Genomic DNA, 25648 nt, shown 5'->3' with positions numbered 1-25648 from the left:
TCTATGTAACTTGGGTCAGTTCTGCCAACATGGTCTGCATGAGTGACAGCGGACGCGAAATCACCAACCTGATCTACACGTACGCCGAGCTCCTCGACGGCGGCGACCTGGACGGGGTGGCCGGGCTTTTCGCGCATGGCCGCATCTGCGGCATGGAAGACGGCCCGCCGGAGACGGTGTTCGAGGGGTCCGCCCGGGTGCGCCAGATGTACGACATGGCCACCCGGATCTACGAGGACGGCACCCCGAAGACCAAACACAACACCAGCAATGTGCAGCTTCACATCGACGAGGCCGCGGGCACCGCACGCAGCACGTCCTACTACTGCGTCACGCAGGCCACCCCCGAGCTTCCGCTGCAGGTGATCGTCACCGGCCACTACAAGGACACCTTCCACCGGGTGGACGGAGCCTGGTGGTTCGACAGCCGCGTCATGTTCGTCGACCAGGTCGGCGACGTCAGCCAGCACCTGAAGTTCTGAAACGCGTGTTTGACGTCGCGGCCGTGCTGGCCGACGCGCAGCGCAAAGAGACGCTAACCGATTGGGGCCCAGGCGAATTCGAGGGGCCGCTGCGGGTGCTGCTGGACGATTATGCGGGCGCCGACCTCAATGCCATCGGTGTGCACATCCTGCGCTCCGGCATCGTGCACAGCCTGCGCATGCGGCTTCGGACCCAGGAGTGGATCCGCCGGCACCCGGAGATCCTCGACGAGCAGGTCGCCGCGCCGATCGTCGTCGTCGGAATGATGCGCAGCGGCACCACCCTGTTGCAGCGACTGCTGGCCGCCGACCCGCGTTTCGTCTGCGCCTACGGCTGGGAGGTTGTCGAGGTCGCGCCGCGGCTCGACTATGGTTTCGGCGCCGCCGACGATCCCCGCATCGCGATCAGCGAAGCGCGCGAAGCGAAATCCCGCGAACTGGCGCCGGATCTGTTCGCGATCCACCCGATGTACGCACGCGAGGCCGAAGAAGAGATCGTCTTTTTGGCCGACGCGTTTTTGTCCCACGTGCCCGAATCCGGTGCACACCTTCCGCGTTACCGGTCCTGGCTCGACGAACAGGACTTCTCCCCCGCCTACGACTACCTGCACCGCATGCTGCAATTCGTCCAATGGCAGAAGCGGCAACGTCAGGTGGGGCGGCACCGACCCCCGCAGCGCTGGGTGCTGAAATCGCCCGCGCACCTTGGGTATCTGGACCTACTGCGCGCGCGGTTCCCCGATCTGCACATCGTGCACATGCACCGCGACCCGCGCACCACGATCGCGTCCGGCGCCAGCCTCAACGCCACTCTGCACGCGATGCACGCCGACACCGTCGATGTACATCGGGTGGGCGCGCAGTGGCTGCAGCGGATGGGCTGGACCAACGATCGGGCCATGTCGACCCGCGCCGGCTGGACCGACGATGCCGCCGTGGTGACCGATATCGGATTCGACGACGCGGTGGCCGATCCGATCGGACAGGTGGCCCGCGTCTACGACGCCGTCGGCCTGCCGCTCACCGCTGCCGCCGAGGATGCGATGCGGCGCTGGCTGGTCGAGCGCCCCCGCGAGGCCGCCCGCCCGCCCTACGGGCTGGAGAAATACGGCTTGCTTCCCGAGCAGGTCGATGAACGATTCACTTTGTACAACAAGCGTTTTGGACAGCATATCGGAGGAACTGCACATGCCTGACGATCCAGTCTCGACCGCATCCCAGCGCGAACAGGAGCTGGCCGCCCTCGACCTGATCGAGCACCCGACGGTCAAGGCCGCCTATCGAACGGTGGCCGAGACCTGGCTGGGGCGGGCCAACGCGTCGGATGCGATGCGCGAGCGGTTCGACGATTCGTTCGCCGAGGTGATGTTCTCGGCGGCGATGTGGTCGTCCAATCAGGACAAGCTGCGGCCCAAGGTCAGCTGCATCACCCGGCTGGCGCACCCGGTTGAGGGCCGCCGTATACCCGGATCACGCTGGGGCATCGACAATCCCGACACTGTGTATCGGGTGATCCCGATCTCGGGCGACGAGCGTTACGAGATCCGCGGGCGCGTCGGCGAGCACCGCATGACCGAGAACTACTTCACCCTGTGGGACGCCAACATGGGCACCGTCAACGTGCTCAACGGTCGCACCATGGAGGTCGACTCCGACGGCGGCTACACCATCACCGTGGACGCCGACCCGGCCAACGGGCGGGGAAACCATGTGCAGACCTCCCCGGAAGCTCACGAGTTCTACATCCGCGATGTGCTGCTGGACTGGGGCCGCGACGACCCCAATTACATTGAGGTGCAACGACTTGGCGGCTCCCCGGCAACTCCGGCGCGCACGCTCGACGAACAGGCCGAGGCGACCGCGGCGATGATGGAATATTTCGCCAACTTCACCGGCAAGCTCAGCCATGGCGTGTACAAGATGCCGGCCAACCATTTCAACCTGGCCTGGTCGGCGGACAAGGTCGGCGCGATGCGCAACCAGGTGTACGTGATGGGCCGTTTCGAACTCGAGCCCGACGAGGCGTTCGTGGTCGACGTGCACGACGGGGGTGCCGAATACTTCACCGTGCCACTGAGCAATATCTGGGGCACCACACTCGATATCGTCGACCGCACCGGCAGCCTCAACAAGGCGCAATCGATTGCAGGCGAAGACGGCACCTACACCTACGTGATCTCGCCGGTCGATCCCGGCGTCGCGAACTGGATCGACTCCGACGGCCTGCGCGAGGCCATCCTGACCCTGCGCATGGCGGAATTCGGCGAGACGGGCCCCCGCGAAGACCTCGGCGCTCGCGGACGAGTGATCAAGCTGGACCGGCTCGACGCCGAGGTGCCGCACTTGCCGCGGGTGACCGCCCAAGAGCGGGCCGCCGCGCTGGCCGAGCGGCGCGAGGCGTATCTGCGCCGCCTGCCGGAAGGGACGGCCTGAGATGGCGCGCTGGCTGATCACCGGTTGCTCCACCGGCTTCGGACGTGAGATCGCCCGCGCAGCACTGGAAGCCGGTCACAGCGTGGTGGTGACCGCGCGGCGGGCCGAGGCGGTGCAGGATCTGGCCGACGAATTCGGGGACCGGGCCGCCGCTGTCGCGCTCGATGTGACCGATGCCGCCCAGATCGCCGCCGCAGTGGCTGCGGCCGACGAGGCGTTCGGCGGGATCGACGTCCTGGTCAACAACGCCGGTCACGGGTATCTGTCCTCGGTCGAAGAGGGTGAGGACGCCGAGGTCCGAAAGTTGTTCGACGTCAACTACTTCGGCGCCGTTGACATGATCAAGGCGGTACTTCCCGCCATGCGTGCCCGCGGCAGCGGCCACATCATCAACATCTCGTCGATGACCGGCCTGGTGGCCAACCCGCCCAACGCCTACTACTCCTCGACCAAGTTCGCGCTCGAGGCGGTAACCGAAGCGCTGGCCACCGAGGTACGGCCGCTGGGCATCAAGGTGACCGCCATCGAGCCGGGCGCCTTCCGGACCGACTGGGCCACCCGGTCGATGAAGGAATCGGGCAGCCCGATCGCCGATTACGCCGACGTGGCCGCACGCAAGGACCTGATCAAGCAGTTCGCCGACCATCTGCCCGGCGACCCACGCAAGGTGGCCGAGGCGGTGCTGATGGTCACCACGCTTGACGAACCACCGTTGCGGCTGCTGCTGGGCCGCGACGTTCTGAAGGCGATACGCGACAAGATCGCTGCGATGTCGGCGTCGATCGAAGAGTGGAAAGCCGTCACGAAGGACGTGAACTTCGCGTGAGCTTAGGGCAGCCGCCAGTCGATCGGGTCGGCGCCCATCCCGCTGAGTAGCTCGTTGGCGCGGCTGAACGGACGCGAGCCGAAGAATCCGCGTGAGGCGGACAACGGCGAGGGGTGCGGCGACTCGATCGCCACGCAATTGCCCTCTGCCAGAACCGGTTTGAGGGTGGACGCGTCGCGGCCCCACAGGATCGCCACCAGCGGCTGCGACCGGGCGACCAGGGCGCGGATCGCGCACTCGGTGACGGCTTCCCAGCCCTTGCCGCGATGCGACGCCGGGTTGCTCGGACGAACCGTGAGGACCCTGTTCAACAACAGCACGCCACGCTGAGCCCAGGGCGTCAGATCGCCGCACGACGGTGGCGGGTAACCCAGGTCGGCCGAATATTCGTCGAAGATGTTGGACAGACTGCGCGGCAGCGGACGCACCTCGGGAGCCACCGAGAAACTCAGGCCCACCGCATGCCCCGGCGTCGGGTAGGGATCTTGTCCGACGATCAACACCCGCACCTGGTCGAAAGGGAAAGTGAAGGCGCGCAACACATTCGGACCGGCAGGCAGGTATTTGCGGCCGGCCGCGATCTCGTCGCGCAGGAACTGCCCCATCTTGGTCACCTGTTCGGCCACCGGCTCGAGCGCACTCGCCCACCCCTGCTCGACGAGTTCACTCAACGGGCGCGCGGTCACGCTCTTATTAAAAACCACCTCAGCCCTCGAACGATTGCCAACCCGCGTATCCCTGCCACTGCGCGCCGTCGACGAGTACCCGGGCCGGCCCGTCGAGCACCCGCCCGATCACGCGCCACCCGGATGGCACTTCAGCGGCGAAACAAGCCACCAGGGCGTGGTCTTCGCCACCGGCCAGCACCCACGACCATGGATCGACCCCGGCCGCCGCCGCGGCCTCGCTCAGCGCGTCGCGATCGGGAGCCAGCGCCGCGGTTGACAAGTCGATTCCCACTGCCGACGCGTCGGCGACATGCCGCAGGTCGGCGACCAGGCCATCGGAGACGTCGATCATCGCCTGCGCACCCGCGGCCGCGGCCGCCGCGCCCTGGCCGTAGGGCGGCTCGGGCACCAGGTGGCGGGCACGCAGCTCGTCGAATCCACTAATCTCGTTGTGCCACAACGAGTATCCCGCCGCCGAACGGCCCAGTTCACCGGCGACGGCAAGCACCGCTCCGGGCTTTGCCCCCGAGCGCAGCACGGGCGCCCGGCCGCCCAAGTCGCCCAGCACCGCCACCGACAACACCCATAGCGGGGAGCTGACCAGGTCGCCGCCGACGATGCCGGCGCCGACGCGCGCGGCCTCGTCCCACATTCCGTCGACCAACGCGCCCGCGTCCGCCGCCGGCGTATCGGCGGGGGCGCCGAAGCCGACCACGAACGCCGTGGCCCGCCCGCCCATCGCTTCGATGTCGGCGGCGTTCTGGGCTATCGCCTTGCGGCCGACGTCATGCGGCGTGGACCAGTCCAGCCGGAAATGCCGGCCCGCCACCAGCATGTCGGTCGACACCACGCTGCGGCCGTCACCGGCCGAAACCACCGCCGCGTCGTCACCCGGGCCCAGCAGCACCGCATCGGGCTGCACCCGGCCGCGCACCAGCCGGTCGATGACGGCGAATTCACCGAGCTGCCCCAGGGTGGGCGACTCGCCCGATACTTCTTCGCGCACGTCACCTCCTCCGGTACTAAAGGCTCTCGTAGAGCGGTCCGACCTGCGGTAAGTTGGTCCCTGCCCGCGCGGGCGGACGGCGCCAGTGTATGAGATGGGAGGTGCCCGGGGGTCGACGCTACGGGCGTCGACGGCCGGGCGATGATGACCGGTTCGGACTCCGACGACCCAGGCGGACCGCCGCGGGCCCTACTGATCGCCGCGGTTGTAGTGGCGGTCCTCGCCATCGGCATCGTGCTTGTGGTCGCGGCGACCCGCGAAGCGCCGCCGCAGCCGGTCGCCCTGCCCACGGTGCCGGCGCCGCAGGCCGGCAGCCCGGCATGCCACGCGCTGTCGGCGGCGCTGCCACAGCGGCTTGGCGACTATCAGCGTGCGCCGTTGGCACAGCCGGCACCCGAGGGCGCGACCGCCTGGCGCACCGGAACCGGCAACGAGCCGGTGGTATTGCGCTGCGGGCTCGACCGTCCGACCGCCTTTGTGGTCGGTTCCCCGATCCAGATCGTCGACCGGGTGCAGTGGTTCGAGGTAGCGGCCGAGCCGCAATCCGGCGGCGACGCAGGCAGATCCACCTGGTACACGGTGGACCGGCCGGTGTATCTGGCGCTGACCCTGCCGTCGGGATCCGGACCGACACCGATCCAGCAGCTTTCCGAGGTGATCGACCACACCATCGCGGCGGTGCCGATCGACCCCGCCCGGCCCGGCGGACGTTAGCGCAGACCCGTGCCCCGGACCAGGGCCGTTTCGACCATGGTGGCCAGCAGACTCCGGTAGTCGATGCCGCTGGCCGCCCACATCCTCGGGTACATCGAGATCGTGGTGAACCCCGGCATCGTGTTGACCTCGTTGATCACCGGCCCGTCCTCGGTGAGGAAGAAGTCGACCCGGGCCAGGCCCTGGCAGTCGATGGCCCTGAACGCGCGCATCGCCAATTGCCGCACGTCGTCTGCGATCTCGTCGTCGACCTTGGCGGGTACATCCAATTCGGCTGCGTCGTCCAGGTATTTCGTTTCGAAGTCGTAGAAGCCGTCCTCGCGGCCGCGCACACCGGCCACCCGGATTTCTCCCACCGTGCTGGCTTCTATTGTGCCGTCCGGCATTTCGAGCACACCGCACTCCAGCTCGCGACCATTGATCGCGGCTTCGACGATCAACTTCGGATCGTGCCGGCGAGCATCGGTCACCGCGGTGGCCAGTTCGTCCCAACTCGCTACCCGGTTGACCCCGATCGACGAACCACCACGCGCGGGTTTGACGAACACCGGCAAACCCAGCCGCTCGCGTTCCTCGGGCGCCAGCGTCTGCTGCGACGGGCGCAGCACCACATACGGCCCGACCGGAATCCCCTCGGCGGCAAGCAGCTTCTTGGTGAATTCCTTGTCCATCCCGACCGCGCTGGACAGCACACCGGCGCCGACGTAGGGCACACCGGCGAGCTCGAGCAGCCCTTGGATGGTGCCGTCCTCGCCGTAGGGGCCGTGCAGAACCGGGAAGACCACGTCGACCGAACCCAGCACTTCACCGGCGCCCGGCGGCAGTGACACCAGCTGGCCGCTGCGCCGCGGATCGGCCGGCAGCGCCAGCTCGGTTCCCGATCCGATGGTCACCCCGGGCAGTTGCCGGTTACTGATCGCCAGCGCGTCCGGATCGCCGTCGGTGAGCACCCAGGAGCCTTCGGGGGTGATGCCGATCGCGACCACATCGAATCGCTGCGGGTCGAGGTTGCGCAGGATGCTGCCCGCGGACAGGCACGAGATGGCGTGCTCGTTGCTGCGCCCACCGAAGACGACAGCAACGCGCACCCGGCGGCCCCCTGACACGGAGGGCCGTTTGGTCGCATCGCTGGCGTTCACAACCTGGAGAGGGTACCGGTTGGGGAGCCGACAGGCCGGAGCGCCGACGGGTGGCGGGATTTTGCCGGAGGGCCGGCCGGCGGCGCGCTCATTCCGGCTTGGTGCTGCGGCCCAGCAGCAGGGCCATCGCCTCGTCGACCGAGAGTCCCTTGTGGCAGACCCGGTGTACCGCGTCGGTGAGCGGCATCTCGACGTCGTAGCTGGACGCCAGCGCGAGCACGGATTCGCACGACGTCACGCCCTCGACGACGTGGCCGTCCTTTCCCTGCAGGGCCACCTCCATGCTTGCGCCCCGGCCCAGGCGCTCGCCCATCGACCGGTTGCGCGAATGCGGAGACGTGCAGGTAGCCACCAGATCACCCACACCGGCCAGGCCCGCCAGGGTCGCCCCCTTGGCGCCCAGCGCGATGCCAAGCCGCATGATCTCGGCCAGACCGCGGGTGATGATCGCCGCGGCGGTGTTCTCGCCCAGCCCGACGCCGGCCGCCATCCCGCACGCGAGCGCGATGACGTTCTTGCAGGCCCCGCCGATCTCGGTACCGACCACGTCGCTGTTGGTGTACGGGCGGAAGTAGCCGGTGTTCAGCATGCGCTGCAGCGCAACCGCGCGCCCGGAGTCGCTGCACGCGACCACGGTGGCGGTGGGTTGACATTCGGCGATTTCACTGGCCAGGTTCGGCCCGGAGATCACCGCGACCTGCGACGTGTCGACGCCGGTCACCGAGACGATGACCTGGCTCATTCGCATCAGGGTGCCCAGCTCGATGCCTTTGGCCAGGCTGACCAGGGTCGCGCCGTCGGCGATCAGCGGCGCCCACTGCTCGAGGTTGCTGCGCAGGTTCTGCGCCGGGACGCCCAGCAGCACCGTTGTCGCGCCGTGTAGCGCCTCGGCCGCGTCGGCGGTGGCCCGGATGCCCGGCGGCAACGGGGTGCCGGGCAGGTAGGCGGGGTTGTAGCGGGTGGCGTTGATCTGCTCGGCGACGTCGGATCGCCGGGCCCACAGCCTGATCTGCGCTTCCGGTTCAGCCCCTTCGCGGGCCTCAGCGAGCACCTTGGCCAGCGACGTTCCCCATGCTCCGGCGCCCATCACCGCAACGGCGCCCGCTGTGCTGGCCATTTCCCATCCCGATCTGTAACAAACGCGGCATCTGCAGCCGCTACACCCTAGAACAGGGACGGGCCGCCGTCACCATGATGGCTCGCGACCGGCGCGACACGGCGCGCTGGCAGGATTGACGTTATGAGCGGCACACGGGGTGACGGCGCCGGCGATGTCGCGTTGATCATCGCCGTCAAGCGGTTGGCCGCCGCCAAGACCAGACTGGCTCCGGTGTTCTCGGCGCGGACCCGCGAGACCGTGGTGCTGGCCATGTTGGTCGACACCGTGACGGCCGCGGCCGGCGTCGGCGCCGTCGGCTCGATCTCGGTCATCACCCCCGACAACGCCGCGGCGGCCGCAGCGGAAAGGCTCGGGGCACAGGTGATCGCCGACCCGACGCCCCAGGGCCACGACGATCCGCTGAACCATGCGATCGCCACCGCCGAACGCTTAGTCGCTGAATCGTTCTCCAATGTTGTTGCGCTGCAAGGTGATCTGCCTGCGCTGCAGACCCAGGAACTGGCGGAGGCGATTGCCGCGGCACGTGCGCACCAGCGCAGCTTCGTCGCCGATCGGCTGGGGACCGGCACCGCGGCTTTGTGCGCATTCGGCACGGCGCTCGATCCACACTTCGGGTCGGATTCGGCCGCGCGGCATCGTCGTTCGGGTGCAATCGAGCTGACGGGCGCGTGGCCCGGCCTGCGCTGTGACGTCGACACCCCCGCCGATTTGGCCGCCGCCCGCCGGCTCGGCGTCGGCGGGGCAACCGCCCGCGCTATCGGCCACCCGTAAGGGCGTAGCAAACCTGTCCGGGGGATGAACGGCGCGCCAACGGCGGATGGATCTCTACCGAGCGCTAGCAGCACCACCCCGTGATGAGCAATGATTCCATCGTGACCGAAATCGAAGCTGAAGCGCGGCTTGACGAAACCGAGTGGCAACCCGGCGACAGCGCCCTGGGAGCACCACCTGCCACTACCCACGCGGCGATCGATGATTCGCTGCCGGAGGACCGCTACCTCAACCGTGAACTGAGCTGGCTGGACTTCAACGCGCGAGTGCTGGCACTGGCCGCTGACACCTCGCTGCCGCTGTTGGAGCGGGCCAAATTCCTGGCGATCTTCGCGTCCAACCTCGACGAGTTCTACATGGTCCGGGTCGCCGGCCTCAAGCGTCGCGACGAGATGGGGTTGTCGGTCCGCTCGGCCGACGGCCTGACACCGCGTGAGCAACTGGCCCGCATCGGCGAGCAGACGCAGCGGATCGCGACCCGGCATGCGCGCGAGTTCCTCGACTCGGTGCGCCCGGCGCTCGCGCACGAAGGCATTTATATCGTCACGTGGGCCGATTTGGATCAGGCTGAGCGCGACCAACTGTCGACCTATTTCACCGAGCAGGTCTTCCCGGTCCTGACCCCGCTCGCCGTCGACCCGGCGCACCCGTTCCCGTTCGTGAGCGGGCTGAGCCTGAACCTGGCCGTCACGGTCAAGGATGACGGTGGCCAGCACTTCGCACGAGTCAAGGTGCCCGACAACGTCAACCGCTTCGTCGAACTCAGCGGCGAGGAGGGCAACCCCGTCGTCCGCTACCTGCCGACGGAAGAGCTGATCGCCGCGTTCCTCCCGGAGCTGTTCCCCGGCATGGAAATCGTCGAACACCACGCGTTCCGCATTACCCGCAACGCCGACTATGAGGTGGAAGAGGACCGCGACGAAGACCTATTGCAGGCGCTGGAACGGGAATTGGCGCGCCGGCGATTCGGTTCGCCGGTGCGACTCGAGATCGCCGACGACATGACCGAGAGCATGTTGGAGCTTTTGCTGCGCGAACTCGACGTAAATCCCAGCGATGTCATTGAAGTTCCCGGCCTGCTGGACCTCTCGTCGCTGTGGCAGATATACGGCATCGACCGGCCGGCGCTCAAGGACTGGACCTTCGTTCCGGCCACCAGTCCGGCATTTGCCGACAAGGAAACACCCAAGAGCATCTTCGCAACGCTGCGCGAAGGCGATGTGCTGCTTCACCATCCGTATGAGTCGTTCTCCACGAGCGTGCAGCGGTTCATCGAGCAGGCCGCCGCCGACCCCAACGTGCTGGCGATCAAGCAGACGCTGTACCGCACCTCCGGTGACTCGCCGATCGTTCGGGCGCTGATCCAAGCCGCCGAGGCCGGAAAGCAAGTCGTGGCAATGGTGGAGATCAAGGCACGCTTCGACGAGCAGGCCAACATCCGCTGGGCACGCACCCTCGAGCAATCGGGCGTGCACGTCGTCTATGGCTACGTCGGGCTCAAGACGCACTGCAAGACCTGCCTGGTGGTGCGCCGCGAAGGTTCAACCATCCGGCGCTACTGCCACATTGGGACCGGCAACTACAACGGGAAGACCGCGCGGCTCTACGAGGACGTCGGTCTGCTCACCGCGTCTCCCGAGATCGGGGCCGACCTGACCGACTTGTTCAATTCGCTGACCGGCTATTCACGCAAGGTTTCCTACCGCAATCTCTTGGTTGCCCCGCACAGCATCCGGACGGGCATCATCGAACGCGTCGATCTAGAGATCGCGGCGCACCGCGAACATGGCGGCGGCCGGATCCGGATGAAGATGAACGCTCTGGTCGACGAGCAGGTCATCGACGCGTTGTATCGCGCGTCGCGGGCCGGGGTGCAAGTCGAGGTGGTGGTGCGCGGAATCTGCGCGCTGCGCCCGGGCGCGGAAGGCTTCTCGGAGAACATCTCCGTGCGCTCAATCCTCGGCCGATACCTGGAGCACTCGCGGATCATGCATTTCAATCGCATCAACGAGTTCTGGATCGGCAGTGCCGACATGATGCACCGCAATCTCGACCGTCGCGTCGAGGCGCTGGTTCAGGTCAAGGACCCGAAGCTGACCTCCTATCTGAACGACTTGTTCGATTCGGCTCTGGACCCGTCCACGCGCTGCTGGGAACTCGAGTCCGACGGGCAGTGGATCGCGTCGCCACGAGAAGGTCACTCCGTGCGCGACCACCAGGAGTCGCTGATGGAGCGGCACCGGGGCGCCTAACACCCATCTGGTAACTTTCCAGGCCACCGAATGGCCACCGAATGGCCGGCAGTGGCGCTGGCCGAATTGACCTGCAGGAGTGAGGTGTCGGACCAGAACTCGTCAGGCGGTCGGCGCTCAGGGAAGCGGATCGTCTACGCCGCGGGCGCGGTGCTGTGGCGACACAGCAGTGCTGATTCCGACAACCCCGAGCTCGAGATCGCCCTCATCCATCGCCCCCGCTACGACGACTGGTCGTTGCCCAAGGGCAAAGTGGACCCCGGCGAAACGGCACCCGTGGCCGCGGTACGCGAAGTCCAGGAGGAGACCGGGCACCACGCCGTTCTCGGCCGGCGCCTGGCCAAGGTGAGCTATCCGATCGACGCCGGCGTCAAGAAGGTGTACTACTGGGCGGCGCGCAGCACGGGTGGCGAATTCGAACCGGGCAAAGAGGTCGACGAATTGATCTGGTTGCCCGTCGACGCCGCGATGAAGAAACTCGACTACGCTCAGGACCGAAATGTGTTGCGGCGCTTCACAAAACAGCCTGCAGACACGCACACCGTGTTGGTGGTGCGGCACGGCACCGCAGGCCGGAAGTCACGTTTTTCCGGAGACGACACCAAACGACCATTGGACAAACGAGGACGCGCGCAAGCGGAGGCGTTGGTCCCCCAGCTGATGGCGTTCGGCGCCACCGACGTGTATGCCGCCGATCGAGTGCGCTGCCATCAGACCGTTGAACCGCTCGCCGAGGAACTGGGTGTGAGCATCGAGAGCGAGTCCGCGCTCACCGAAGAGGCTTACGCCAAGAGCCCCAAACGGGGCCGGCACCGGATGCTGCACATCGCCGGCCACGAGGGCACACCGGTGATCTGTACACAGGGCAAGGTAATTCCGGATCTGATCACGTGGTGGTGCGAACGCGACGGAGTGGACCCGGATAAGTCACGCAACCACAAAGGCAGCACCTGGGTGCTGTCGCTGTCCGACGGCCGACTGGTGGCGGCCGATCACATCGGCGGTTCGCTGGCCGCCAACGTTCGGGCCTGACACGCGAAATACCCTTCGGAGGCAGCAATGCCGCCCGAAGGGCATTCGCGTTTGAACTCGGTTGACTTACTTGCGACCGCGCTTGGCGGCGGTCTTCTTAGCCGGAGCCTTCTTCGCGACCTTCTTGGCCGGAGCCTTGGTTGCGGCCTTGCGCACCGGAGCCTTGGTCGCGGCCTTCTTGACCGGAGCCTTGGTCGCGGCCTTCTTGACCGGAGCCTTGGTCGCGGCCTTCTTGACCGGAGCCTTGGTCGCGGCCTTCTTAGCCGGAGCCTTGGTCGCGGCCTTCTTAGCCGGAGCCTTGGTCGCGGCCTTCTTCACCGCAGCCTTCTTGGCGGGAGCCTTCTTGGCAACCTTCTTGGCTGCTCCTGCGACAACACCACGTTTCACGGCCGGTCCTTCCGACGGGAGGCGCTGTGCGCCAGCAACAACCGCTTTGAATTGAGCACCCGGGCGGAACGCGGGGACGGACGTCGGCTTTACCTTCACCGTCTCACCGGTACGCGGGTTGCGGGCCACACGCGCTGCGCGGCGCCGTTGTTCGAACACACCGAACCCGGTGATGGTCACGCTGTCGCCCTTGTGCACCGCACGCACAATGGTGTCGACAACATTCTCGACGGCGGCGGTCGCCTGCCGACGGTCCGAGCCCAATTTCTGTGTGAGCACATCTATGAGCTCTGCTTTGTTCATCCAAAACCCTCCGAAGCCAGTGGTCCCATTTTGGGAACCGACTAGCGAACACGGTAAACCCTCACCTGGCAAATTGCCAAGCGCCACGCGCAATTTCACGGCTATGCGACAGGAAATTTCGGAATCTGCTTGCCGCCCTTGGCCGGTGACACGGGCGAAAAATAAGCCTTGCTACCTAAGGCGATCGGGGTGAATTTGCACCCCGATCAACCGTTCACGGGGCGGGTATCGTGCGTGGTTTCCACTCCGGACGGGCCGACTCAAAAGATTCGATCTGGTCGAGTTTCTGCAGCGTAAGGCCTATATCGTCGAGCCCTTCGAGCAGTCGCCACGCGGTGTGGTCGTCAATCTTGAACGGCAACACCGTCGTTCCCGCGGTGATATTTCGATCTTGAAGATTGGCAGTGATTTCCAGTCCTGGACTCTGCTCGATCAGCTTCCAAAGCAGTTCCACGCCGTCTTGGCTGACTTCGGCCGCGAGTAGCCCCGCCTTGCCCGCGTTGCCCCGAAAAATGTCACCGAATCGAGTTGAGATGACTACCCGGAACCCATAGTCCATCAGCGCCCACACCGCATGCTCGCGCGACGATCCGGTCCCGAAGTCGGGTCCGGCGACCAAGACCGAACCTCGGTCAAATGGACTGAGGTTGAGCACGAATGACGGATCTGTACGCCACGTTGCGAACAAGCCGTCGTCGAAACCGGTTCGGGTGACGCGCTTCAAATAGACCGCGGGAATGATCTGGTCGGTATCGACATTGGAGCGCCGCAGCGGCACGCCAATCCCGGTGTGGGTGTGAAAGGCTTCCATCTTCGTCCTCGATTTCGTTTTCAGTTCAAGTCGGCCGGGGTAGACAATGTGCCGCGGACCGCGGTTGCCGCCGCGACGGCCGGCGATACCAAATGCGTACGGCCGCCTTTGCCCTGCCGCCCTTCGAAGTTGCGGTTGGACGTCGCGGCGCAACGCTCGCCGGGCGCAAGCTGATCGGGGTTCATGCCCAGGCACATCGAGCAGCCGGCCTGCCGCCATTCGGCGCCGGCGGCGGTGAATACCGCACTGAGGCCTTCGGCTTCGGCTTGCGCGCGCACCCGCATCGAGCCCGGCACGACCAGCATTCGTACCCCCCGGGCCACCGTGCGCCCGCGCAGCACGTCGGCCACCATGCGCAGATCTTCGATACGGCCGTTGGTGCAAGACCCGACGAATACCGTGTCGACGGCGATGTCGCGCATCGGCATGCCCGGCCGAAGGTCCATATACGCCAACGCTTTCTCGGCGGCCTGCCGCTCGTCGTCGTTGGTCATCAATTCGGGGTCGGGCACCGCAGCTCCCAACGGCACGCCCTGGCCCGGATTAGTGCCCCAGGTGACGAACGGGGTCAACGACGCCGCGTCCAGATGGACCTCGGTGTCGAAGGCGGCACCGTCGTCGGTGCGCAGCTGTCGCCAATACTGCAACGCGGCGTCCCACTGGGCACCGGTCGGCGCGTGCGGGCGACCCCGCAGGAATTCATAGGTGGTCTCGTCCGGGGCCACCATTCCGGCCCGCGCCCCGGCCTCGATACTCATGTTGCAGACCGTCATCCGGCCTTCCATGGACAGCGATTCGATCGCGCTGCCCCGGTATTCGATGACATGGCCCTGCCCACCGCCGGTGCCGATCTTGGCGATCAGCGCGAGGATGATGTCCTTGGCCGTAACACCGGGCGGTAATTCGCCGTCGACGTTGACCGCCATTGTCTTGAAGGGGCGCAACGGCAATGTCTGGGTGGCCAGCACATGCTCGACCTCCGAGGTGCCGATGCCCATCGCCAGTGCGCCGAATGCACCATGGGTGGACGTGTGACTGTCCCCACACACAATCGTCATTCCCGGTTGGGTCAGCCCCAATTGGGGTCCGACGACATGCACGATGCCCTGATCGATGTCGCCCATCGGATGCAACCGCACACCGAATTCCGCGCAGTTGCGCCGCAATGTCTCGACCTGGGTGCGCGATATCGGGTCGGCGATCGGCTTGTCGATGTCGACGGTCGGCACGTTGTGGTCCTCGGTGGCGATCGTCAGATCCGGCCGGTGCACCGGGCGACCAGCCAGGCGCAGGCCGTCAAACGCCTGCGGGCTGGTGACCTCGTGCACCAAATGCAGGTCGATGTAAATCAAGTCGGGCGCTCCGGCCCCCTCACCTGTCGAGCCGGATACCACAACGTGGTCGTCCCAAACCTTTTCGGCCAGGGTGCGCGGCTTTCCGCCTGGTCGCTGCCTCTCGGTGGTTTCCATCGTGAAATTCGCCTCTATTCGCCTCATTCGCGACTCGCTGATCAACCTGGGCCGTGTTCTCATAATGCGAGACGCTAGTATCTCTTTATGAGACAGCATAGCGGCATCGGCGTCCTGGATAAAGCCGTGGATGTGCTGCACACGGTCGCGGAATCCCCCTGCGGGTTAGCCGAACTGTGCGAACGAACCGGATTTCCGCGGGCCACCACCTACCGGCTGGCCGCCGCGCTGGAGGTACATCGCCTACTGGCGCGTGACGACGACGGGCGCTGGCAGCTGGGCCCCGCGCTGAGCGAACTCGCCGCGCACGTCAACGATCCGTTGCTGGCGGCCGGTGCCGCGATACTCCCCCAATTGCGCGAGACCACCGGCGAAAGCGTGCAGCTGTACCGACGCGAGGGCACGTCGCGGGTTTGTGTGGCCGCCCTGGAACCGGCTGCGGGCCTTCGCGATACGGTTCCGGTCGGCGCGCGGCTGCCGATGACGGCCGGTTCCGGGGCGAAAGTACTGCTGGCTCATAGCGATGTCGCGACTCAGCAAGCGGTGCTGCCGGCAGCGAAGTTCACCGACCGCACGCTGGCCGAAGTACGCCGGCGCGGTTGGGCGCAAAGCGTTGCCGAGCGCGAGCCGGGAGTCGCGAGCGTCTCGGCGCCGGTGCGCGACGGTCGCGGCGTGGTCGTGGCCGCCATCTCGGTATCGGGACCCATCGACCGGATCGGCAAGCGTCCGGGAGCACGCTGGGCTGCCGACCTTCTCGCGGCCGCCGAGGCCATCACGCGCCGCCTGTAAGCCGCCGGTGCACATCGCAATCCGACCTGCAACACTGACGCCATGGGAACCAATCAGCGCGCGAGCATCGTCATGTCGGAGGACGAGATCGCCGATTTCGTCGTCAAGAGCCGCACCGGAACGATGGCCACCATCGGACGCGACGGCCAGCCACACCTGACCGCCATGTGGTACGCCGTCGTCGACGGCGAGATCTGGATCGAGACCAAGGCCAAGTCGCAGAAGGCGGTCAACCTCACGCGGGACCCGCGGGTGACGTTCTTGATCGAGGACGGCGACACCTACGACACGCTGCGCGGGGTGTCCTTCGAAGGCGTGGCGGAGATCGTCGACGATCCGGACGTCGCGCACCGGGTCGGCGTCAGCGTGTGGGAGCGCTACACCGGTCCCTACACCGACGAGATGAAGCCGTTCGTCGAGCAGATGATGAACAAGCGCGTCTGCGTGCGCATCGTCGCGCGACGCGCGCGCTCGTGGGATCACCGCAAACTGGGATTGGCGCCGATGCCGGTGGGTGGTTCCACCGCACCGGCCGCGCTGCGGACCGGCCAGTAAATATGTAGCCCCGATGGGATTCGAACCCACGCTACCGCCGTGAGAGGGCGGCGTCCTAGGCCGCTAGACGACGGGGCCAGAACCGATCCGAGCTGCCAGCATAGCTCACCCCACGGGGGCCGCCTAATCGCTCAGCATCTGCTTGCAACCTTGACGGACTTTGCTGGGGTACCAGGACTCGAACCTAGAATGGCTGAACCAGAATCAGCTGTGTTGCCAATTACACCATACCCCATTGGCTGCCCAAAACAGCTGCTCAGAGCGGTTTCCCGTACTTCTTCAAGGGCTGTTGCCAACCTGGGAGTCCGCCGCCGCCAGCCGTTGTCGGGCTTTGCAAACCGCAGTGCAGACTACCAAAGATTTAGACCGCATCTTGCCGCGCCGCCCGCAGCCGCCCGAGGCTTCGGTCCCGACCGAGCAGCTGCAGCGACTCGAACAGCGGCGGGCTGATCGTCGTCCCGGTCGCGGCGACCCGGATCGGTCCGAAAGCCTTGCGCGGTTTGAGCGCCAGACCGTCGATCAGCGCGGTCTTGAGCGCCTCCTCGATCGCGGCCACGGTCCAGTCCGTCACTCCCGCCAGGGCCGTCAACGCGGCGTCCAGCACCGCACCCGCTTCCGGACCCAGCTCCTTGGCGGCGGCCTTGGGGTCGATCGCGTATTCGTCGTCGTTGAGGAACTTCAGCAAGTCCCACGCGTCACCGAGCACCACGATGCGGGTCTGGACCAGCTCGGCCGCGAAGGCGAATTCCACCTCGTCGAGGCTCAGGCGATGGCCGTGCCCGGCGAAGTAGTCGCGCAGCCTGCCGGTGAAGTCGGCCACGTCGAGCATCCGGATGTGTTCGGCGTTGAGCGCGTCGGCCTTCTTCTGATCGAAGCGGGCCGGGTTCGAGTTGACGTCGACGACGTCGAACGCGGCCACCATTTCGTCGAGGCTGAACAGGTCGTGATCGTCGGCGATCGCCCAGCCCAGCAGCGCAAGGTAATTCAGCAGTCCCTCGGGGATGAAGCCGCGGTCGCGGTGGGCGAAAAGATTCGACTGCGGGTCGCGCTTGGACAGCTTTTTCGTGCCCTCCCCCAATACCGTTGGCAGGTGCGCGAATTCCGGGACGCGTTCGGCCACCCCGATCCGGATCAACGCCTGGTACAACGCCAGCTGACGCGGCGTCGACGGCAGCAGGTCCTCGCCGCGCAACACATGGGTGATCTTCATCAACGCGTCGTCACACGGGTTGACCAAGGTATATAAGGGATCTCCGCTTGCGCGGGTCAGTGCGAAATCGGGGACCGAGCCCGCCGCGAAGGTGGTCCTCCCGCGCACCAGGTCATCCCACACGAGGTCCTCGTCGGGCATGCGCAGCCGCACCACCGGCTTGCGGCCCTCGGCCCGATACGCCGCACGCTGCTCCTCGGTCAGCTCGCGGTCGTAATTGTCGTAGCCCAGTTTGGGATTGCGGCCGGCGGCGACGTGTCTGGCTTCGACCTCCTCCGGCGTCGAAAACGCATGGTATGCCTCACCCGCGGCGAGCAGCTTGTCCACCACCTCGCGGTAGATGTCGCTCCGCTGCGACTGCCGGTAGGGGCCGTAACGTCCACCGACCTCGGGCCCCTCGTCCCAATCCAGCCCGAGCCAACGCAACGCGTCGAGCAGCGCCAGATAGCTTTCCTCGCTGTCACGCTCGGCGTCGGTGTCCTCGATGCGAAAGACGAAGGTGCCGCCGGTGTGCCGCGCGTAGGCCCAGTTGAACAGCGCGGTGCGGACCATCCCGACGTGCGGGGTGCCGGTGGGCGACGGACAGAATCGAACCCGAACAGTCCCTGGCGCGGTCACGACTTTCCTTTGCGGACCACGGGATTGGACAGGGTGCCGATGCCCTCGATGGAGATGGCGACGGTGTCGCCGTCCTCGATGGGGCCGACGCCGGCCGGCGTCCCGGTGAGGATGAGGTCACCGGGCAACAGGGTCATCACCGCCGAGATCCATTCCACGATGGCGCCGACGTCGTGAATCATCAGCGAGGTGCGGCTGTCCTGCTTGACTTGGCCGTTGACCTCGGTGCGCAACGCCAGGTCGGCCGGGTCTAGCGGACTTAGGTCGGTGACGACCCAGGGCCCCACCGGGCAGAAGGTGTCGTGACCCTTGGCGCGAGTCCACTGGCCGTCGGCCTGTTGCTGGTCGCGTGCCGACACGTCGTTGGCGATCGTGTAGCCCAGGATGTTATCGGCGGCCTGGGCGGCGCGCACGTCCTTGCACGGCCGGCCGATCACCACAGCCAGCTCCCCTTCGAAGTGCACAGGTGATGCGTTGGCGGGCAAGCGAATCGGCACGTTCGGTCCGATGATGGAGGTGTTGGGCTTGAGGAAGATGATCGGATCGGCTGCGGCCGGGCCCGTTGCGAAGCTTGCCATTTCGGCAATGTGGTCGGTGTAGTTCTTGCCGACGCACACCACCTTGCCGGCCAGCATCGGGGCCAGCAGCCGGACGTCAGCGACCGGCCAGGAGCGGCCGGTGAACGTCGGTGTGCCGAACGGGTGCTCGGCGATCTCACGGGCAGTCATCGCGCTGGGATCCTCCAGCGGACCCTCGATACTGACAAACGAGACACCGTCCGGACTGGCGATTCGACCTAGGCGCATTCACCAAAGCCTAGTGACGGTCGCGAGCGCGGCGAAGCCGGGCGCTGCGGGCCGTCACCATAGTGCCCAGTGACGGTCGCGAGCGCGGCGAAGCCGGGCGCTGCGGGCCGTCACCATAGTGCCCAGTGACGGTCGCGAGCGCGGCGAAGCCGGGCGCTGCGGACCGTCACCATAGTGCCCAGTGACGGTCGCGAGCGCGGCGAAGCCGGGCGGGCCGATGCATGTGCCACGATGAGGGATGCCCACGGACCCGGAAGTCACGGGCCAACGCAGCGACGTCAAACGCTGGCGCATCCTCATCATCTCACTGTGGGCAACGGCGAGTTCGTTCCTGTTCGTCAACGGCGTTGCGTTCTTGATTCCCGAACTCGAGGCCGATCGCGGAGTTCCGCTGACCCAAGCCAGTCTGTTGTCGTCGATGCCCAGCTGGGGCATGGTCACGACATTGATCGGGTGGGGCTATGTGCTCGACCGCGTCGGCGAGCGGGTGGTGCTGACGGTCGGCTCGGCGCTCACCGCGGCAGCGGCTTATGCCGCCGCCTCGGCCCATGCGCTCGTCGTGGTCGGTGCCTACCTGTTTCTGGGCGGCATGGCGGCAGCCAGTTGTAACGCCGCCGGGGGTCGGCTGGTGTCGGCGTGGTTCCCGGCGCACCAGCGCGGCCTGGCGATGGGCATCCGCCAGACCGCTGCGCCGTTGGGCATTGCCCTGGGCGCACTGGTGATGCCCGAGCTGGCCCAACACGGCCTGCGTGGCGGGCTGATGTTTCCGGCGATCGCCTGCTCGGCAGCCGCCGTAACCAGCGCGATCGGAATCGTCGACGCGCCGCGCAAACACCGCAAAGTTGCTACGCCGCAAGAACTGGCCAGCCCGTACCGGGAGTCACTGACGCTGTGGCGAATCCACGCGGTGGCTGGTCTGCTGATGATGCCGCAGACCGTGACGGTGACGTTCATGTTGGTGTGGTTGATGAGGCACCATGGCTGGACGGTCGCCGAAGCCGGTGGCGTGGTTACCCTCTCGCAGGTCCTTGGCGCGCTGGGGCGCGTCGCGGTCGGCCGGTGGTCGGACCGGGTGGGCTCCCGGATGCGCCCGGTGCGCATCATCGCCGTCGCCGCGACGTTGAGCTTGTTCCTGCTCACGCTCGCCGACGACGGCGACTGGGGTTTCGAAGTGCCGGTGATGATCGTCGCCTCGGTGATCGCGGTGCTCGACAACGGATTGGAGGCAACGGCGATCACCGAATTCGCCGGCCCCTTCTGGAGCGGACGCGCGCTGGGAATCCAGAACACCACCCAGCGGCTGATCGCGGCCGCGGGCGCCCCGCTGTTCGGTGTGCTGATCGACGCGGCCAAATATCCAACGGCCTGGGCATTGTGCGCGTTGTTCCCTTTGGCTGCACTGCCGTTGGTGCCCGTCAAGCTGTTGCCGCCGGGCTTGGAATCCAGGGCAGCAGCTACAGCGCGGCTGCGATCCGCTCGCCGACTTCGGCGGTGGAGCGCCGTGCGTCCCCCCGAGCTGCCAGATACGTCTCGACCGCTCGGTCCACCCGGCTAGCGGCCTCGGCCTCGCCGAGGTGGGCAAGCAGCAGCCCGACCGACACGATGGCCGCGGTCGGATCGGCGATGCCCTTGCCGGCGATGTCGGGCGCGCTGCCGTGCACCGGCTCGAACATCGACGGGTTGGTCCGCGTGGCATCGATATTTGCACTGGCGGCCAAGCCAATTCCGCCCGTCACCGCGGCGGCCAGATCGGTGATGATGTCGCCGAACAGGTTGTCGGTGACGATCACGTCGAAGCGTCCGGGGTCGGTGACCAGGAAGATGGTGGCGGCGTCGACGTGTTGATAGGCCACCTCGACATCGGGATAGTCCGCACCGACCTCGGCGAAGACTCGCGACCACAGTTTCCCGGCGAAGGTCAGCACGTTGTTCTTGTGCACCAACGTCAGATGCTTGCGACGCTGCCGGGCCCGCTCGAATGCATCGGCCACGACGCGACGCGCCCCGAACGCGGTGTTGACGCTGACCTCGGTGGCCACCTCGTGGACGGTCCCGACCCGGATCGCGCCACCGTTGCCGGTGTAGGGCCCCTCGGTCCCCTCGCGCACCACGACGAAATCGATGTCGGGGTTTCCCGGCAGTTTCAACGGGCTACTGACGCCCTTGTACAGCCGGGCCGGACGCAAGTTGACATGATGGTCTAGCTCAAAGCGCAAGCGCAACAACAGCCCTCGCTCCAGCACACCGCTGGGCACCGACGGGTCACCGATCGCCCCGAGCAGGATCGCGTCGTGCTGCCGCAGCTCGGCGATCACCGATTCCGGCAACAGTTCGCCGGTGGCGTGGAAACGCCGTGCGCCCAGGTCGTATTCGGTCTTCTGGACGCCCGGACAGACCGCATCAAGGATCTTGACCGCCTCGGCGACTACCTCCGGCCCGATCCCGTCGCCGCCAATGATCGCCAATTTCATCGGCGCCGCTCTCCCCCGCCAGCGGGAGGTGCCCCCACCTCATCGCTTCGCTCTGCATCGAAGCCGGCGCGTTTCATGACAGGTCAACTACTTCCAGCTTGTTGGCACCGACCGCCTGCGAGATCGCCGAGCGCACGTCGGCGGGCACGTCCTGGTCGAGCCGCAGCAGGATCGTCGCGCTCGGACCCTCGGCGTCCTCGGAGAGCTGTGCGGCTTGGATATTCACCCCGGCCGCACCCAGCAGGGTGCCGATCTTGCCCAGCGCTCCGGGCTGATCGATGTAGTTGATCACCAGGTTCTTTCCCTGAGCGCGCAGGTCGAAGTTGCGGCCGTTGATCTGAACGACCTTCTCGACCAACTGCGGACCCGACAGGGTGCCGGCGACGTTGACGCTCGAGCCGTCGTGGGCCACGGCGCGCACATCCAGCACGCTGCGATGGTTGGGACTCTCGGTGGCCGTGGTGATTTCGGCGGTCACGCCGCGCTCGGCAGCCAACGCCGGCGCGTTGACGAACGTCACCGGGTCCTCGATGATCGCCGAGAACAGACCGCGCAGTGCCGAAAGCTTGAGCACCTCAACGTCTTCGGACGCCAGCTCACCGCGCACCTGGACCGACAGCGACGCGGGCAGGCCATCGGACAGCGCGGCGGCCAGCACCCCGAGCTTGCGCGCCAGGTCCAGCCAGGGCGCCACCTCCTCGTTGACCACGCCGCCGCCGACATTGACCGCGTCGGGCACGAACTCCCCCGCCAACGCCAGCCGCACGCTTTCGGCGACATCGGTGCCGGCCCGGTCCTGCGCCTCGGTGGTGGAGGCGCCCAGGTGCGGCGTCACCACCACCTGCGGCAGCTCGAACAGCGGGCTGTCGGTGCACGGCTCCTTGGCGTACACGTCGAGACCGGCCGCCCGCACATGCCCGCTGCTGATCGCCTCGGCCAGCGCGGCCTCGTCCACCAGGCCGCCGCGCGCGGCATTGACGATGATGACACCGGGCTTGGTCTTGGCCAGCGCCTCCTTGTCGATCAGACCCGCCGTCTCGGCGGTCTTGGGCAGGTGCACCGAGATGAAGTCGGCACGGGCCAACAGGTCATCGAGGGAAAGCAATTCGATGCCGAGCTGCGCCGCACGAGCCGGCGACACGTACGGGTCGTACGCGACGATGTGGGTGCCGAACGCGGCGATCCGCTGGGCGACCAGCTGGCCGATCCGCCCCAGCCCCACCACTCCGACGGTCTTGCCGAAAATCTCGGTGCCGTTGAAGGACGACCGCTTCCACGCGTGTTCGCGCAGCGACGCGTCGGCCGCCGGGATCTGCCGGGCCGCCGACAGCAACAGCGCCAGAGCGTGCTCGGCGGCGCTGTGGATGTTCGACGTCGGGGCGTTGACCACCAGGACCCCGCGCGCGGTGGCCGCGTCGACGTCAACGTTGTCCAGACCCACCCCGGCGCGGGCGACGATCTTGAGTTTGGGGGCGGCCGCCAGTACCTCGGCGTCGACGGTGGTCGCGGAACGCACCAGTAGCGCGTCGGCCTCGGGCACCGCTGCCAGCAGCTTCTCCCGGTCTGGACCGTCTACCCAGCGCACCTCGACCTGGTCGCCCAGAGCGGCGACAGTTGATTGAGCGAGTTTGTCGGCGATTAACACAACAGGCAAGTTCACCCGACCAGGTTATAGGCCGGCGTCTGCGCTGTAATTGTCCGATGGACGTCACCGTCGTCGGCAGCGGTCCCAACGGGCTTTCGGCCGCCGTGATCTGTGCCCGCGCCGGACTCAAAGTGCAGGTCGTCGAGGCGCAGCCCACTTTGGGCGGCGGTGCCCGCACCGCAGCCGACCCAGAATTTCCGGGAGTCGAACACGACATCTGCTCGGCGGTGCACCCGCTGGCGCTGGCGTCGCCGTTCTTCGCGGAGTTCGACCTGCCCGCGCGCGGCGTGCGGCTGGAAGTCTGCGACATCGCCTACGGCAACCCGCTACCGGGCCGCCCCGCGGCGATTGCCTACCACGACCTCGAGCGCACCTGTGCCGAGTTGTCCGACGGTGCGTCCTGGCGGCGGCTGCTGGGCCCGCTGGTGACCGACTGGCAAGCCGTCGTGGCACTGCTGCTCGGCGACAAACGTTCCGTACCACCGTCGTTGCCCGCTGGGCTGCGACTGGGGCTGCGAATGCTGAGTCAAGGCACACCGGCGTGGGGGTCGCTACACGGGGAGGATGCCCGCGCATTGTTCACCGGCGTTGCCGCTCATGTGCTTTCGCGGATGCCGTCCTTGACGGCGGCCGGGGCCGGGTTGATGCTCGCGACGCTCGGCCATGCGGTCGGCTGGCCGATCCCGGTGGGCGGCAGCCAGGCGATCACCGACGCGCTGCTCGCCGACCTGCGCGCGCACGGCGGCGAGGTGACCACCAGCGTCGAAATCACTTCCCCGCCTGGGCCGCCGGCTTCGGTCGTCGTGTTCGATACGGCACCGACCGCGCTGCTGCGGATATACGGTGCAGCGCTACCGCAGCGCTACGCAAAAGCATTGCGCCGCTACCGTTATGGGCCCGGGGTCGCCAAGGTCGACTTCGTGCTCGGCGACGAGATCCCGTGGTCGGATCCGCGGCTGAGCCAGGCTCCTACCCTGCATCTCGGCGGCAGCCGGGAGCAGATGGCGCTGGCCGAAAAGGAGATCGCGGCCGGCCGTCACGCGCAGTGGCCGATGGTGCTGGCCGCCGCACCGCACATCGCCGATCCCGGCCGCATCGACCACCAGGGTCGCCGTCCGTTCTGGACGTATGCACACGTCCCGTCGGGTTCGACCCTCGATGCGACCGAGGCCGTCACCGCGACCATCGAGCGGTTCGCCCCCGGCTTTCGCGACGTCGTGGTCGCTGCCCGCGCGATACCCGCCGCCCACCTGAGCGACCACAACGCCAACTACGTCGGCGGCGACATCGGGATGGGTGCAAACTCGGCGTGGCGCGCGATCGTCGGCCCTACCGCGCGGTTAAACCCTTGGCGCACACCGATTCCCAAGGTGTACCTGTGTTCGGCGGCCACCCCGCCGGGCGGCGGCGTGCACGGCATGGCCGGTTACTTCGCAGCGCGTAGCCTGTTGCGCCGCGAGTTCGGCATCGCCGAGATGCCCTTTTTGGGGCCCGCTGGCGGGCCTAAGCTGACCGCGTGACCAAACTAGCGATCATCTACTACTCGGCCACCGGCCACGGCACCACGATGGCCAACCGTGTCGCCGCGGCGGCGCAGGCCGCCGGCGCCGAGGTCCGGGTGCGTCCCGTCGCCGAGACGCGCGATCCGGAATCCTTCGCGCAGAACCCGGCCTGGACGGCGAACTACAACGCCACCAAGGATCTGCCCGCGGCCACCGGCGATGACATCGTGTGGGCCGACGCCGTGATCTTCGGCTCGCCCACCCGGTTCGGTTCACCGGCGTCGCAGCTGCGGAACTTCCTGGACTCGCTCGGCGGGCTGTGGGCCAACGGCAAGCTGGCCGACAAGGTGTACGCGGGCTTCACGTCCTCGAACACCGTGCACGGCGGCCAGGAGACCACGCTCGTCGCGCTGTACCTCACGCTGATGCACTTCGGCGGGATCCTGGTGCCGCCGGGCTACACCGATCCGTGCAAGTTCGTCGACGGCAACCCATACGGGGCCAGCCTGGTCACCACGCACGACAACATCGAGGACATCGGCGACGTCACCGGCAACGCGTTAGACCACCTGGCGCGCCGGGTGGTGACGGTCGCCGGCCGGCTCGCGGCAGGCTAGCCCGCCGAGCGTCACGCCAGCG

At 67.0% G+C, this 25648-nt stretch carries 24 protein-coding genes and 2 tRNA genes; 13 read left to right on the top strand and 13 right to left on the bottom strand.

Annotated features, from left to right (window positions below; all coding sequences use genetic code 11):
* Positions 1–38: 38 nt before the first annotated feature.
* From MJO58_RS08670 to MJO58_RS08655, 4 genes are read left to right on the top strand one after another with little or no spacing between them, the layout of a single operon-like run.
* Positions 39–482: a nuclear transport factor 2 family protein gene (locus MJO58_RS08670; protein ID WP_239722599.1), complete on the top strand. Its 444-nt coding sequence runs from the start codon at positions 39–41 to the stop codon at positions 480–482.
* A gap of 5 nt (positions 483–487) precedes the next feature.
* Positions 488–1678: a sulfotransferase family protein gene (locus tag MJO58_RS08665; RefSeq protein ID WP_239722598.1), complete on the top strand. Its 1191-nt coding sequence runs from the start codon at positions 488–490 to the stop codon at positions 1676–1678.
* Entirely contained in the window at positions 1671–2915 is a 1245-nt protein-coding gene (locus MJO58_RS08660) for a hypothetical protein (protein WP_090601116.1), read from the top strand. The genes MJO58_RS08665 and MJO58_RS08660 overlap by 8 nt, the downstream gene beginning before the upstream one ends.
* Before the next feature lies 1 nt (position 2916).
* On the top strand, positions 2917–3741 hold the full coding sequence (locus tag MJO58_RS08655; protein ID WP_239722597.1) for an oxidoreductase: 825 nt from the start codon (positions 2917–2919) through the stop codon (positions 3739–3741).
* A gap of 2 nt (positions 3742–3743) precedes the next feature.
* On the opposite strand, the gene MJO58_RS08650 is transcribed toward MJO58_RS08655, so the two are convergent.
* Complete coding sequence (locus MJO58_RS08650) at positions 3744–4427, bottom strand: uracil-DNA glycosylase (RefSeq protein WP_239722596.1); 684 nt, start codon at positions 4425–4427, stop codon at positions 3744–3746.
* A gap of 19 nt (positions 4428–4446) precedes the next feature.
* A complete protein-coding gene (locus tag MJO58_RS08645; RefSeq protein WP_239722595.1) occupies positions 4447–5415 on the bottom strand; it encodes a thiamine-phosphate kinase in 969 nt (322 codons plus the stop codon).
* A gap of 144 nt (positions 5416–5559) precedes the next feature.
* Here MJO58_RS08645 and MJO58_RS08640 point away from each other — a divergent pair, with 144 nt between their 5' ends.
* Positions 5560–6129, top strand: a complete 570-nt coding sequence (locus MJO58_RS08640) for a DUF3515 domain-containing protein (protein ID WP_175364614.1) — start codon at positions 5560–5562, stop codon at positions 6127–6129.
* Here the strand turns inward: MJO58_RS08640 and MJO58_RS08635 are convergent.
* Together MJO58_RS08635 and MJO58_RS08630 are read right to left on the bottom strand one after the other, a co-directional pair.
* Positions 6126–7235 (bottom strand): D-alanine--D-alanine ligase family protein, encoded by a 1110-nt coding sequence (locus MJO58_RS08635; RefSeq protein WP_239723198.1) that lies wholly within the window; start codon positions 7233–7235, stop codon positions 6126–6128. The genes MJO58_RS08640 and MJO58_RS08635 overlap by 4 nt on opposite strands.
* A gap of 121 nt (positions 7236–7356) precedes the next feature.
* Complete coding sequence (locus MJO58_RS08630) at positions 7357–8385, bottom strand: NAD(P)H-dependent glycerol-3-phosphate dehydrogenase (RefSeq protein WP_239722594.1); 1029 nt, start codon at positions 8383–8385, stop codon at positions 7357–7359.
* A 123-nt stretch (positions 8386–8508) separates the two neighbouring features.
* On the opposite strand from MJO58_RS08630, the gene cofC reads away from it, so the two are divergent.
* From cofC to mutT1, 3 genes are all read left to right on the top strand, one after another.
* Complete coding sequence (gene cofC, locus MJO58_RS08625) at positions 8509–9159, top strand: 2-phospho-L-lactate guanylyltransferase (protein ID WP_239722593.1); 651 nt, start codon at positions 8509–8511, stop codon at positions 9157–9159.
* Positions 9160–9239: 80 nt separating this feature from the next.
* Positions 9240–11411, top strand: coding sequence for an RNA degradosome polyphosphate kinase (locus MJO58_RS08620; RefSeq protein WP_090601109.1), 2172 nt, complete (start codon positions 9240–9242; stop codon positions 11409–11411).
* A gap of 84 nt (positions 11412–11495) precedes the next feature.
* Positions 11496–12443, top strand: coding sequence for an 8-oxo-(d)GTP phosphatase MutT1 (gene mutT1 / locus MJO58_RS08615; RefSeq protein WP_090608650.1), 948 nt, complete (start codon positions 11496–11498; stop codon positions 12441–12443).
* A gap of 66 nt (positions 12444–12509) precedes the next feature.
* On the opposite strand, the gene MJO58_RS08610 is transcribed toward mutT1, so the two are convergent.
* The 3 genes from MJO58_RS08610 to leuC form a co-directional block, all read right to left on the bottom strand.
* Complete coding sequence (locus tag MJO58_RS08610) at positions 12510–13133, bottom strand: HU family DNA-binding protein (RefSeq protein ID WP_090601108.1); 624 nt, start codon at positions 13131–13133, stop codon at positions 12510–12512.
* A 214-nt stretch (positions 13134–13347) separates the two neighbouring features.
* Positions 13348–13944 carry a 3-isopropylmalate dehydratase small subunit gene (gene leuD, locus MJO58_RS08605; protein ID WP_239722592.1) on the bottom strand — a complete coding sequence of 199 codons (597 nt, stop codon included), beginning with the start codon at positions 13942–13944 and terminating at the stop codon, positions 13348–13350.
* Between the two features lie 20 nt (positions 13945–13964).
* Positions 13965–15413, bottom strand: a complete 1449-nt coding sequence (leuC, locus tag MJO58_RS08600) for a 3-isopropylmalate dehydratase large subunit (RefSeq protein WP_239722591.1) — start codon at positions 15411–15413, stop codon at positions 13965–13967.
* An 87-nt stretch (positions 15414–15500) separates the two neighbouring features.
* On the opposite strand from leuC, the gene MJO58_RS08595 reads away from it, so the two are divergent.
* Both MJO58_RS08595 and MJO58_RS08590 read left to right on the top strand, forming a co-directional pair.
* Positions 15501–16202, top strand: a complete 702-nt coding sequence (locus MJO58_RS08595; protein WP_239722590.1) for an IclR family transcriptional regulator — start codon at positions 15501–15503, stop codon at positions 16200–16202.
* Between the two features lie 42 nt (positions 16203–16244).
* Entirely contained in the window at positions 16245–16757 is a 513-nt protein-coding gene (locus tag MJO58_RS08590) for a pyridoxamine 5'-phosphate oxidase family protein (protein WP_090601105.1), read from the top strand.
* Between the two features lie 5 nt (positions 16758–16762).
* Here MJO58_RS08590 and MJO58_RS08585 read toward each other — a convergent pair.
* The 4 genes from MJO58_RS08585 to MJO58_RS08570 form a co-directional block, all read right to left on the bottom strand.
* Positions 16763–16835: transfer RNA gene (locus MJO58_RS08585), tRNA-Glu, on the bottom strand.
* Between the two features lie 85 nt (positions 16836–16920).
* Positions 16921–16992 (bottom strand) — tRNA-Gln (locus MJO58_RS08580).
* A 126-nt stretch (positions 16993–17118) separates the two neighbouring features.
* Positions 17119–18585, bottom strand: coding sequence for a glutamate--tRNA ligase (gltX, locus tag MJO58_RS08575; protein WP_239722589.1), 1467 nt, complete (start codon positions 18583–18585; stop codon positions 17119–17121).
* Complete coding sequence (locus MJO58_RS08570) at positions 18582–19391, bottom strand: fumarylacetoacetate hydrolase family protein (protein ID WP_090601103.1); 810 nt, start codon at positions 19389–19391, stop codon at positions 18582–18584. Before MJO58_RS08570 ends, gltX begins: the two co-directional genes overlap by 4 nt.
* Positions 19392–19629: 238 nt before the next feature.
* Here MJO58_RS08570 and MJO58_RS08565 point away from each other — a divergent pair, with 238 nt between their 5' ends.
* On the top strand, positions 19630–20946 hold the full coding sequence (locus MJO58_RS08565) for an MFS transporter (RefSeq protein ID WP_090601102.1): 1317 nt from the start codon (positions 19630–19632) through the stop codon (positions 20944–20946).
* Here MJO58_RS08565 and MJO58_RS08560 read toward each other — a convergent pair.
* Together MJO58_RS08560 and serA are read right to left on the bottom strand one after the other, a co-directional pair.
* The gene (locus MJO58_RS08560) at positions 20846–21862 is read right to left on the bottom strand and encodes a 3-isopropylmalate dehydrogenase (protein WP_239722588.1); all 1017 of its coding nucleotides are present in this window, start codon (positions 21860–21862) and stop codon (positions 20846–20848) included. The two genes, MJO58_RS08565 and MJO58_RS08560, sit on opposite strands and share 101 nt — an antisense overlap.
* Before the next feature lie 73 nt (positions 21863–21935).
* Positions 21936–23522: a phosphoglycerate dehydrogenase gene (serA, locus tag MJO58_RS08555; protein WP_090601100.1), complete on the bottom strand. Its 1587-nt coding sequence runs from the start codon at positions 23520–23522 to the stop codon at positions 21936–21938.
* Between the two features lie 41 nt (positions 23523–23563).
* Here serA and MJO58_RS08550 point away from each other — a divergent pair, with 41 nt between their 5' ends.
* Positions 23564–25027 (top strand): phytoene desaturase family protein, encoded by a 1464-nt coding sequence (locus MJO58_RS08550; protein WP_239722587.1) that lies wholly within the window; start codon positions 23564–23566, stop codon positions 25025–25027.
* The gene (wrbA, locus tag MJO58_RS08545; protein ID WP_239722586.1) at positions 25024–25626 is read left to right on the top strand and encodes an NAD(P)H:quinone oxidoreductase; all 603 of its coding nucleotides are present in this window, start codon (positions 25024–25026) and stop codon (positions 25624–25626) included. Before MJO58_RS08550 ends, wrbA begins: the two co-directional genes overlap by 4 nt.
* Positions 25627–25648: the final 22 nt, after the last annotated feature.

It is taken from the genome of Mycobacterium lentiflavum (genome assembly GCF_022374895.2).
GTDB lineage: Bacteria > Actinomycetota > Actinomycetes > Mycobacteriales > Mycobacteriaceae > Mycobacterium > Mycobacterium lentiflavum.
Note: the sequence above shows the minus strand (reverse complement) of the source record. Positions and strands in the feature narration are given on the sequence as shown.